The organism is Nocardia kruczakiae NBRC 101016 (assembly GCF_001612965.1).
In the GTDB taxonomy this organism is placed as follows: Bacteria; Actinomycetota; Actinomycetes; order Mycobacteriales; family Mycobacteriaceae; genus Nocardia; species Nocardia kruczakiae.
Genome location: NZ_BDBL01000014.1, coordinates 165,254 through 176,575, shown reverse-complemented (window position 1 = coordinate 176,575; position 11,322 = coordinate 165,254). Strand labels below are relative to the sequence as shown.

Annotated in this window: 10 protein-coding genes; 7 read left to right on the top strand and 3 right to left on the bottom strand. The window is 70.7% G+C overall.

Annotated features, from left to right (window positions below):
* The 4 genes from NK1_RS34980 to NK1_RS12320 form a co-directional block, all read left to right on the top strand.
* On the top strand, positions 1–545 hold a 545-nt coding region (locus NK1_RS34980), incomplete at its 5' end, for an SCO6745 family protein (protein ID WP_439955939.1).
* Between the two features lie 397 nt (positions 546–942).
* A complete protein-coding gene (locus NK1_RS12330) occupies positions 943–2,280 on the top strand; it encodes a phosphoribosyltransferase family protein (RefSeq protein ID WP_063008654.1) in 1,338 nt (445 codons plus the stop codon).
* Positions 2,281–2,507: 227 nt separating this feature from the next.
* A complete protein-coding gene (locus tag NK1_RS12325; protein WP_063008653.1) occupies positions 2,508–3,971 on the top strand; it encodes a bifunctional aminoglycoside phosphotransferase/ATP-binding protein in 1,464 nt (487 codons plus the stop codon).
* Entirely contained in the window at positions 3,968–4,462 is a 495-nt protein-coding gene (locus NK1_RS12320; protein WP_063008652.1) for a GNAT family N-acetyltransferase, read from the top strand. The genes NK1_RS12325 and NK1_RS12320 overlap by 4 nt, the downstream gene beginning before the upstream one ends.
* Before the next feature lie 14 nt (positions 4,463–4,476).
* On the opposite strand, the gene NK1_RS12315 is transcribed toward NK1_RS12320, so the two are convergent.
* Complete coding sequence (locus tag NK1_RS12315; protein ID WP_063008677.1) at positions 4,477–5,424, bottom strand: 1-phosphofructokinase family hexose kinase; 948 nt, start codon at positions 5,422–5,424, stop codon at positions 4,477–4,479.
* Positions 5,425–5,483: 59 nt separating this feature from the next.
* On the opposite strand from NK1_RS12315, the gene NK1_RS36210 reads away from it, so the two are divergent.
* A complete protein-coding gene (locus NK1_RS36210; protein WP_369689813.1) occupies positions 5,484–5,909 on the top strand; it encodes a cation transporting ATPase C-terminal domain-containing protein in 426 nt (141 codons plus the stop codon).
* On the opposite strand, the gene NK1_RS12305 is transcribed toward NK1_RS36210, so the two are convergent.
* Together NK1_RS12305 and NK1_RS12300 are read right to left on the bottom strand one after the other, a co-directional pair.
* Positions 5,860–7,197, bottom strand: a complete 1,338-nt coding sequence (locus NK1_RS12305; protein WP_063008650.1) for a wax ester/triacylglycerol synthase family O-acyltransferase — start codon at positions 7,195–7,197, stop codon at positions 5,860–5,862. The genes NK1_RS36210 and NK1_RS12305 overlap by 50 nt on opposite strands.
* 168 nt (positions 7,198–7,365) lie before the next feature.
* Complete coding sequence (locus NK1_RS12300; RefSeq protein WP_063008649.1) at positions 7,366–8,292, bottom strand: universal stress protein; 927 nt, start codon at positions 8,290–8,292, stop codon at positions 7,366–7,368.
* 156 nt (positions 8,293–8,448) lie between these two features.
* Between NK1_RS12300 and NK1_RS12295 the strand changes: the two genes are divergently transcribed.
* Both NK1_RS12295 and ppsA read left to right on the top strand, forming a co-directional pair.
* Positions 8,449–8,775: a CBS domain-containing protein gene (locus NK1_RS12295; protein ID WP_063008648.1), complete on the top strand. Its 327-nt coding sequence runs from the start codon at positions 8,449–8,451 to the stop codon at positions 8,773–8,775.
* Positions 8,776–8,982: 207 nt separating this feature from the next.
* The gene (gene ppsA, locus NK1_RS12290) at positions 8,983–11,313 is read left to right on the top strand and encodes a phosphoenolpyruvate synthase (RefSeq protein WP_063008647.1); all 2,331 of its coding nucleotides are present in this window, start codon (positions 8,983–8,985) and stop codon (positions 11,311–11,313) included.
* Positions 11,314–11,322: the final 9 nt, after the last annotated feature.

The following is an 11,322-nucleotide window of genomic DNA, read 5'->3' as shown; positions in this document are numbered from 1 at the left end:
GGCTCGGCGGGAGCGACGACGAGTACGCCGAGGCTGCCGAACTGGCCCGGCGGGCCGCGACGGCGGTCGAGCTCGAAGGGAAACCGCTCGCCGCCGCCAATGCCGACCTGGCGTGGCCCGACGATCCGCTGTCGATTCTGTGGCAGGCCTGCACGGTGCTGCGCGAGCACCGGGGTGACGGCCATGTCGCGGCGCTGACCACCGCCGGACTGACCGGATGTCAGAGTCTGGCCTGGCGCGCCGCCACCGATTCCGGGCGCGACGTTCTGCAACCGGCTCGCGGCTGGGACGACGAGCAGTGGGATCGCGCGCTCGCGGGCCTCACCGGGCGCGGCTGGCTCGACACCGACGGACGGCCCACGGCTGCCGGTCGTGCCGAATTCGACGAGATCGAAAGGCGCACAGACGATTTGGCCGCACGACCGTGGCGGGCGTTGGAGGCCGGGTCGGCCGAACGCCTCGCCGAGCTGGTGCGACCGCTGGCCCGCGCCGCGCACACCGCGATGCCTGGGCGCACTCCCATCGGCACCCTCCCCCGCCCCTGAGCGGAATCGCTCGCCGTGGCGAACGCGGACAACCGCAGCCAGCGGCACCGCCACTGTTCTCGCCGTGAATCGATCTCGCCACCGACGAATTGGTGGCATTCCTCCACACCGCGGTGGCGCAGACCCTTCGGTAGCGCGAGGAGGGATCTCCGTTCGCCGAAGAACTGACCAACGTCCCACGCATCGGAGCCTTCGGCACGATTCGGCATGAGCGGCGAACGCGGATAGTTGCCGTATGAGGGCCGATGAATACGCCGGCGACCCGATCGGTGAGATCGACAGGCCCGTGCTCGGACTCCGCGCCGAGTTCTGGTGGTCGCCCCAGCGCGAGGCGCGGGCGGTGAGACGAATGCGGTGCCGGCCGCGGGGTTCGTAAGTGCCGGGCAGGAGGTATTCGATGGTGTTTCGTGATCGCGTCGACGCGGGCAGCCGGCTCGCGACACGTCTGATCGCCCTGCGTGACACCGATGTCGTCGTGCTGGGGCTGCCGCGCGGCGGAGTACCGGTCGCCTTCGAAGTGGCGCGGGCGTTGCGCGCACCGCTGGACGTCCTGGTGATCCGCAAGCTGGGCGTCCCCTATCAGCCCGAACTCGCCTTCGGCGCGGTCGGCGAGGACGACACCCACGTACTCAACACAGTGGTCGTGCGCCGGGCCGGGCTGTCCGAGGAAGACATCGATGCGGTGCAGCAGCACGAACGCGCGGAGCTGGCGCGTCGGGTGGACATATGCCGGCAGGGGCGCGACGGTCCGTCGCTGCGTGGCCGGACCGTGGTGCTGGTCGACGACGGCATCGCGACGGGGGCCACCGCCCGCGCCGCCTGCCGCGTGGCCCGTGCCCGCGGCGCCGCCCGTATCGTCCTGGCCACTCCCGTCGCCGCGCGCGAGGCGTTGGCGTCGCTGCGGCCGGAAGCCGACGACATCGTCTGCCTGAAAACGCCACTGCTCTTCGACGCGGTCGGTCAGTGGTACCGGCACTTCGGACAGACGAGCGACGACGAAGTCGTCGATCTGCTCGCCCGGGCAGCCGTCGCCGCCCGCGAACGCCCCCGGGTGGACGAGTCCGGCGATCCGCCGCTGGTCGACGACGACGTCACCATCACCGTCGGGGAGGCCGAACTGAGCGGCCACCTGATGGTTCCGGAAGCCGCGACGGGCGTTGTCGTCTTCGCCCACGGCAGTGGCAGCAGCAGGTACAGTCCGCGCAACCGATTCGTCGCCACCTCGCTGCAGCGGGCCGGACTCGGAACGCTGCTGTTCGACCTGCTCACCCCCGCCGAAGAATTCGAGCGCGCCAACGTCTTCGCCATCGGTCTGCTGGCGAATCGGCTGGCAGGTGTCACGCGGTGGCTCGCCGGGATGCACTACGCCGACGACCTCCCGATCGGGTACTTCGGCGCCAGCACCGGGGCCGCAGCGGCGCTGCGGGCGGCCGCCGACCCGGAACTGAAGATCGCCGCCGTCGTCTCCCGCGGCGGCCGGCCCGACCTCGCCGATCTCTTCCTGACCGCCGTGCGAGCGCCGACCCTGTTGATCGTGGGCGGAAACGACCCGGCGGTGATCGAACTGAACCGGTTCGCCCAGCGAGCGATGGCGTGTGAGACACGCATCGAGATCGTGCCCGGCGCCACCCACCTGTTCGCCGAGCCCGGCGCGCTGGAAGCCGTGGCCGAGCTGGCCCGCGACTGGTTCCGCACCCATTTCCGCGGGCCGACGACCCACCGCGCATGGCCATGACCGGGCATTCGGCTGTACCGCCCGCCACTCTCCGACCGTCACCCACCGGCGCCACAGCGTCGTCGGTCACGAGCGCGGGCGAGTACCGGTGGGGTGATGGTCATGGTGGTCGACGTCCGTGACTCGATCCCGGATCGTCACCATCGACGCACCACGGGCCGCACGGTCCACATTCCGGTGACTTTGGTCCATCACGGATTCTGCGGTCATCGGCGACGCTGGTACCGATGGAGACCAACGATCCCTTCGCCGCGCTCGCCGAAACGCATTCGGCGGTGGTGGTGCTGTTCGGCGACCGGGCCTACAAGATCAAGAAGCCGGTGCGGACCGACTTCCTCGACTTTTCCACGCGGGCGGCGCGCGAAACCGCGTGCCTCCGCGAACTCGAGCTCAATCGGCGGTTCGCTCCCGATGTGTACCTCGGCATCGGGCACCTGTCCGATCCGACGCGGGATGCGGACGAACCGGTGCTGCTGATGCGCCGGCTCCCCGACGCCGCCCGGTTGTCGCGGCGCCTCGACGATCCGGCCGTCGCCCGCGACGTCCTGTCGGTACTGGTTCGCGATGTGGCCGCCTGGCACGACCGGGCGCCGACCGGGCCGGCGATCGATCGCGCGGCGACGGTGCCGGCGGTTCGGGAGCGCTGGAAGTCGTTGCTGTCCGGGATGACCCATCCCCCGATCGAACCGGCTGCGGTGCGGGAGCTCACCGACCTGGCGATGCGCTACCTCGACGGACGGAAGGCGCTGTTCGACAAGCGCATCGCCACCGGGCACATCGTCGACGGCCATGGCGATCTGCGCGCCGACGACATCTTCGTCACCGACGACGGCGTGCGGGTCATCGACTGCCTCGACTTCGACGACGAACTCCGCCACGTCGATCGGCTCGATGACATCTGCTTTCTGGCCATGGATCTGGAACGCCTCGGGTACCCGGACCTCGGCCGGGCCGTCGTCGAGGACTACCTCGAAGCGACCGGCGACCCGGCGCCGGACTCGCTGTACCACCACTACATCGCCTATCGCGCGGCGGTGCGCGCGAAGGTCGACTGCGTGCGGTACGGGCAGGGGGAACGGCGAGCGGCAGCGGGTGCGGTGCGGCACGTCGAGGTCGCCCTGCGACACCTCGCCGCCGGCGCGGTGCGCCTCGTGCTGGTCGGTGGCCTGCCGGGCACCGGCAAATCGACGATCGCCCGCCGCCTGGCCGCGGTGACCGGCGCGATCCTGTTGTCCAGCGACCACATTCGCGCCGTCGCGCGCGCCGAAGGCGTCTTGGACGGCGCGACCGGCGAATACGACCACGGCGCCTACGCTCCCGCCGCCCGCGATCATGTCTACGCGGTGATGTGCGCCGAGGCGCAGACCCTGCTCGCCGCCGGCCGCTCGGTCGTTCTGGACGCCAGCTGGATCGACGATGGGCAACGCCGCCGCGCATCTCGGCTCGCCACCGACACCGCGGCCGATCTCATCGAACTCTGTTGTAGCGCACCGGCATCCGTGGCCGCCGCGCGCATCGCGGGGCGCACCGGATCCGAATCCGACGCCACACCCACCGTCGCGGCGGCCATGGCCGCCGATCGCGACCCGTGGCCCGGTGCGGTGGTACTGGACACCACCGCACCGGTGGACGAGACCACCGAGGCCGCGCTGCGCGGCTATCGGCGGACGAGCGAACGAGAGCCCGCATGACCGCGGAGCCGACCGTCGACCTCACCGACGTCACCTATCGCCGCCTCACACCCGCCGACAGCGATGCGGTCCGGGATCTGCACGCGACGCTGACCCACCGCGACGGCTACTACCGCTTCTTCGGCGCGCGGCCGAAACACCTCGAACAGCTGGCCGCCGCCATGTCGGTGAACGACCCGAAGCACTGCGCTTTCGGCGCGTTCACCGACGATCGGCTGATCGGTGTGGCGAACTACGTCGTGCTGCCCGACACCGACTGCGCCGAGGTGGCCATGGTCGTGGCCCACGAGGACCAGCAGTCCGGGGTCGGTACCGCGCTGCTCACGCGGCTGGCCGAGGACGCCCGACGGCACGGCATCGGCCGGCTCGCGGGCGACATCATGGCCACGAATTCGAAGATGATGCAGCTGCTGATGGATATCGATCTGCCGATGTCGGCCCATCGCGACGACGACATCGTCCACGTCGTCCTGCGGCTCGGACAATCGTAGGCAGCCGGCTCCGGTCATCCGATTTCGGCTACCGCCGTGGCCCGCGTCTGCTCCTCGTACAGTTGCTCGATCCGGGAGCGCAGCCCGGGCGCGGTTCCCGAGGTGGTCAGGGCAGCGGTCGCCGCGGCGATCCCCAACCGGATCGCGTCGTCGAGCTCGTACCCCCGTGCCGAGCCGACGGCGATACCGCCGACCATCGCATCCCCCGCGCCGATCCCGCTGCGCACCGGCACCGGTATCGGCGGGAACCATTGCGATCGCTCGGCGGTCACCGCCAAGACTCCCTCGGCGCCGAGCGAGACGACGACGACCTCGGCGACCGCGTCGTTCACGAGTTCGCGGGCGGCAGCGACCTGTGTGTCGCGATCGGGCAGCGCACGACCGACCAGCTGTGCGAGCTCCCGCACACTCGGTTTGATCAGGAAGACGCCGCGCCGGATCGCCCGCAGCGCGGCGCCGGAGGTGTCGAGGATCATCGGAACACCCTGTGCCGCAGCCACATCGGCGACGATCTGATAGAAATCGGATTCGACGCCGGGCGGGAGGCTGCCGCTGGCGACCACGTAGTCCGCTCCGGGCGCGTGGCGCTCCACCGCCGCCAGGCAGCGGTGCTGTTCGGCCGGTGTCAGCCGCGGGCCCGGGAAGACGAATCGGTACTGTTCCCCGGTGTCGTCGGCGGACACGGCCAGATTCTCCCGGCTCGGCTCGGCGGTCGTCACGGCATGTGAGGGGACACCCGCCGCGCGCACCAATTGCTCGAGGAAGACACCGGCGTGGCCGCCCGCGGGATAGATCGCGGTGACGGGCTCACCGAGCGCCGCCACCGTGCGAGCCACGTTGATACCGCCGCCGCCCGGGTCGAATCGCGGTGCGCTGCAGCGCATCTTGTCGGTCGGCAGGACCCGGTCGGTGCGGGCGGCACTATCGATCGCGGGATTCATCGTGAGCGTGATGATCGGCATACGGTCCATCTCACGGGATCGGCGGACGGCCGAGTAGGGCATTGCGGTCGGCCCGGGCGGTGACCGAAGTCCCGTGTCCGGCGCGAGCGCCGCTCCTGCAGTCGAAGACGAGGAAGGTCACCGAACCCGGCCGCTGCCGGAGGGAGGCATCATGGGTCCACAGCCCCGCACGCCGGCTGATTCACGCGGGGCCCCTGCTGTCGATCAGGGTGTTCTCGAATCCGATGCTGTTGTGGGGCATCAGGTTCGAGCTGGCGCTGACCGCCGTGGTGGTCTGTGTGCCGCCACTGCGAGACGTCCTGGGCACCGCGGTTCTCGCGCCGTGGATGATCGCGTTCGTCGTCCTGTTCCCGTTCATCATCCGGGGGGTGCGACGAGGTGTATCGGTGGGTGCGGCGGCGCCGGGGCGCCTGGCTGGTCGTGGGTGCGGCGGCTTCAGGCGGTGGCGCGAGCGCGGGCCAGCAATGTCTCGATCTCGTCGGTGACCGCCGCCGGGATCAGCTCGATATCGGGGGTGGTGTCGTAGTCGCCGGTGATTCCGAAGGTGAACTGACCGGCGTAGCTCAGCATCGCGACCGTGGTGCGCAGCCGCATGGCCACCGGGATGCCGGGCCAGACCTGCTCGACCTCGCCGCCCGCGATGCTCAGCCGGTGACGAGGTCCCGGGACGTTGGTCGCCAGCGCGCTGATGCCGCGTTGCGGGAAGCGGGTGGCCAGCCGGAACGCCCACGCCGCCACACCCGCGGGAAGCCGGCCGGCCAGCGTCAGCAGCGACGCCTCCGCCTCCGCCTCGCCACGAGCGCGATGGCGGGCGATGCGCTCGTGCACCGTGTGCAGGCGGTGTACCGGATCGGCGACATCGACCGGCAAGGCGGCGATGACGACCGAAACCCGATTGTCCATCGCGTATTTCGCCTCGGCCGAGCGCATCGAGACCGGTATCAGGATCCGCACCGAATCCGCCTGCGGTTCTTCGCCCCGCGCGCTCAGCAGGCGTCGATAGGCCCCGGCGAGCGCGGCCACCGCGACGTCGTTGACCGTCGCGTCGAACGCGGCACCGACCTCGTGCAGCTGCGCGAGCGAGGTCCGCGCCACCGCATACCGGCGCCGGCGGCCCAGCGGGCCGTTGAGCGAGGATGTCGGCGTGGGGACCACGGTGTCGCGCAGTACCGGCACCAACGTGCGTGCCGTGCGGACGGCGAAACGGGAAGCGGTATAAGGCAATCGGAGCACGGTCTCCGCCGTCGCCAGGAGGCTCGCAGCGGTGTCCGGCGGCCGCACCGGCAGCTCGGACGGCGACTCCGGCTCCTCGTCGCAGAGACCTTCGAACACCGTGATGCCGGCGATCCCGTCGACCATGCTGTGGTGCGCCTTGACGATCACCGCCCACCGGTCCCCGGCGAGATTGTCGACCACGACGACCTGCCAGAGCGGATGTTCGCGATCGAGGCGGCGAGCGAGCTCCTCCCCCACCAACTCGCGCAGCGCCTGCTCGTCGCGGGGGCCGGGCAGTGCCGTCCACCGGACGTGGCGCGACAACCGGAAATCCGGGTCGTCCTCCCAGCTGGGTGCCGTGATGTCCAGCGGTGTGCGCCGCATCCGCTGGCGCAAGCGCTCGTTGCGGCCCAGCGCGCGCGTCACGGTCTCCTCGAACCGCTCGCGGCTGGGCACCGGCCCGGCGACGATCGCGATCGCGGCGATGGCGATGTTGAGGTGCCGGTCACTGTCTTCCAGCTCCATGAAACCCGTGTCCAGCGGTCCGAATTCGCTCATGGTGGTGGCCCGTTCCGAAACATGCCGGCGATCTGCCGAGCTGGTGGGTTCAGTCTCGCGCACTCCGCCGCGTCACCGGCAGATGCGAAGGTAGCCGCCGCGAGTGACGAAAGGCGGCAAACCGCGGGCAGTGCTGCTCTGGCGGGAACAACCGGTGGCGCGAGCGCGTCACGGGTGCGGATGGACGACCAGGACCGGGCACCAGGCGTGCTGCACCAGGGCATGGGACGTGGAGCCGACCAGCGCGCCGAGCACCGCGCCCCGGCCGCGACTCCCGACCACCAGCAGTTGCGCGGATTTCGACGACTCCAGCAGCACCGCACCGGGATCGGCCAGCGACACCCGACGCGTCACGGCGACCTCCGGATACTTCTCCTGCCAGCCGGCCAGCCGTTCGGCCAGCACGGCACGTTCGCGCACCTCGACCTCGCGAGCCGAATACAGAATGTGCGGGTCATCGGCGAACTGCCCGTAGTAGACGTCGTGGCATACGTGCACGGCGACGAGTTCGGCCCCGCGCTCGGCGGCTTCCTCGAAGGCGGCGCCGATGGCCGCCTCGCTGACCGGCCCGCCGTCGACGCCGACCACGACGGGGCCCTCGGTGTGTACGCGGTCCTTCTCGTGCGGATCGGTCCGCACCACCAGCACCGGCCCGGCCGCATGGGCGGCCACCGCCGACATCGTCGACCCGAAGTGGCCGGGCAGCCGGTGCGTGCCGTGGGCCGCGAGCACCACCGCGTAGGCCGACACACTGGCGTTCACCAGCGCCCTGGCGGGGTCACGGTCGACGACCTCGGTCGAGATCCGCAACCCCGGCAGCATCGCCCGGACTCGCTGCGCCGACCGTTCGACCAGCGCCGCACCGCGCTCACGAGCTGCGGAAAGCATGGCGGCCGCGGGCGAATCGAGTGAGCCGATACCGAGCTGAATCCGGTTCAGGTCCAGCGCGTGCACGATGCGCAGTTCCCGCCCGCGCTGCGCCGCCATACCCGCGGCCCAGTCCACCGCGAGATCGGCGTGCCCGGAACCGTCGACGCCGACCACGACCGCTGCCGCGGCGGAATGGCGGATGTCGGAGGCGTGATCGGGGGTCATGGCGCCCTTCCTTCCGTGCGACGGCCCGCGAGGTGCTCGGCCGCTGTTCTCACGGTAGAGACGAGGGCCGATGCCGCGATGCGGCCGAAAGTCCTCATCTGCGCCGCGCGGTCCGCATCTGCCGCCGCGCCCGATGCGGGACCTTCGTCGAGGGATGTGAGCCGACGGTGCCTGGCGTACGTTCCGGGCCCGAACCACGATCGATGCGGGACCGCGGTCTCGGCACGCGATACGACCCTGCTGCGTTCGGTCGCCCGGCCGCTGCGCGCGGCCGCGATTGTCGGGCGCGACGATCTGCTCGCCGACGTCGCGACCCGAGTCGTCCTGCGGCCCAAACTCGATGCGGCCGCCGGGGTCGACCCGTCGGGCCGGCTCACCGGCGTGATCACCGCCACCGACCTTGTCACCGCCTGCGATCGCTCGGCTCTCGGCCTGCCTGTCGGCCGCCCTGCCCCTCAGGGGACTGCTTCGGACTCGCCATAGCCGATCCCTGACCACCGAAGAAGACAGCAATGACTACAGCCCTGTCCCGCGTGCGTTCCGGCAGCCGACCGATCACTCGATCCGCGGGTCTCCGATCCGATCCGGTGGGCGTTCCGCTCACCGGATCGAGGACCTTCGGCCATGGCCGCGGCGAGCGCGACGCGCGAGTCTGACCATCGAGACACTTTTCAGCAGATCGGAGCCGTGATGGGCGACTATGTGGCAAGTCTGAACGATATTCGGCTGACCGACGCCGGCCAGGTGGGCGGCAAGGGAGCCAATCTCGGTGAGATGGTCGCGGCGAAACTTCCGGTGCCGCCGGGATTCGTGATTCTGCGGTCGACCTACGAGACCGCCGTCGCCGACGGGCCGCACGGGCCCGAGATCGACTCCCTGCATGCGGAGGCGCTGCGCAGCGCCGTCGCCGCGGACGACGCGGGCCGCGCGCAGCTCGACCTGTTGTGTTCCCGCATGCGCGACCTGGTGTACGAGACCCGGCTCGACGGGGCGATCGAGGAGGCGATCGTGAACGGGTACCACCGGCTCGGCGACCGGGTACGCGTCGCGGTCCGGTCCTCGGCGGTCGGCGAGGACAGCGCCGATGCCTCCTTCGCCGGGATGAACCTGTCGCGCACCAATATTCGTGGCGACGCCGACCTTCTCGACGCGGTCCGGCAGTGCTGGGCGTCCCTGTTCACCCCGCGCGTTCTCACCTACCGTGCCCGCCGCGGCATGGACCGGCGGCCGGAAATGGCGGTGGTCGTGCAGCAGATGGTCACGGTCCGGTGCGCGGGCGTGGCGTTCACCGCCGACCCGACCACCGGCCGGCGGGACCGGGTCGTCATCGACGCCGCGCGCGGACAGGGTGAAGTGGTCGTATCCGGCGCAGTCGAGCCCGACACCTACGTCTTCGCCGCGGACGGCCCGACGCTGACCGAATCCCGCAGGGGTGCACAGAGTTTCGCTATCTTCGCCGACGAAGGCGGTGACCGCCGCGTCGACCTCCCGGACGACGAATCGCATCGGCCGGTGCTGACCACCGACGAGGCCACCGCGGTCGCGCGCCTCGCGCTCGAAGTCCAGCAGCACTACGGCCGCCCCCAGGACGTCGAGTGGGCCTTCGACGACCGGCGGCTCTGGCTGGTGCAGGCGCGGCCGATCACCACACTGCCCGACGAAACACCGGCGGCGGCAGCGGAAGGGACGCCTGCCGCCGTCTTGCTGCAGGGCCTGCCGGCCGCGCCCGGACGAGCCCGCGGCGTGGTGCGCATCCTGCGTTCACCCGCCGAGGGATCGGCGCTGCGCGACGGCGAAATCCTGGTCGCGCCGATGACCAATCCGGACTGGCTGCCGACGATTTCGCGGGCGGCGGCCCTGGTCACCGACAGCGGCGGCATGACGTGTCACGCCGCGATCGTGGCCCGCGAACTGGGCATTCCCTGCATAGTCGGCGCGCGGACCGCCACCACATCCCTGCACGACGGCCAGCGCATCGTCGTGGACGCGAAGGCCGGCCGGATTCGCGCGGACAGTCCGGAAGAGCGGGCCGCCGCGGCAGCAACCGTATCCGGGCCTGCCGCGACCACCACCATGCCGGCGGCGGCCCCGGTCACCGAGACCACCGGAACGAAGATCTATGTCAACCTCGCCCTGCCCGAAGTCGCCGAGCGAGTCGCCGATTCCGACGTCGACGGCGTCGGACTGCTGCGGGCCGAAACCCTCTTGACGCGCGCCCTGGGCGGCCGCCATCCCCGCGCGGTGATCGCCGCGGGCGACGAGAACGAATTCGTCGGCACCCTGGCCGAATCCCTGCGCCGCATCGCCGTGGCCTTCGCCCCGCGCCCGGTCGTCTACCGCGCAACGGATCTGCGCAGCAACGAATTTCGCACCCTCACCGGCGGCGAGGGTTTCGAGCCGAACGAACGCAATCCGATGATCGGGTATCGCGGCTGCTACCGCTACGTCCACGAACCCGATGTGTTCCGGCTCGAACTGGCGGCGCTGGCCCGCGTGCGCGAATACACCCCGAATCTGCATCTGATGATCCCGTTCGTGCGCACCCGCTGGGAACTGGCCGCCTGCCTGGAACTGGTGGACGCCTCGCCGCTGGGTCACGACCGGGGTATGCACCGGTGGATCATGGCGGAGGTGCCGTCGGTCGTGCACTGGCTGCCCGAGTACGTCCGGCTCGGAATCGACGGGGTGTCGATCGGGAGCAACGATCTCACGCAGCTGATCCTCGGTGTGGACCGCGATTCCGAGGAGTGCGCCGAACTGTTCGACGAATCGGATCCGGCCGTCCTGGATGCCATCCGGCGCATCGTCACCTCGGCACGCGAACTGGGCATCACGTCGTCGCTGTGCGGGCAGGCCCCGTCCACCCGGCCCGAATTCGCCGAACATCTCGTCGCGGCGGGGATCACCTCGATTTCGGTCACCCCGGACGCGGTCCGCAACGCCCGCCGCACGGTGGCCGCCGCCGAGCGTCGATTACTGCTCGAACGGTGCGTGCACGGTGACGAGCGGCGATTGCCGTGATGCCGGTGT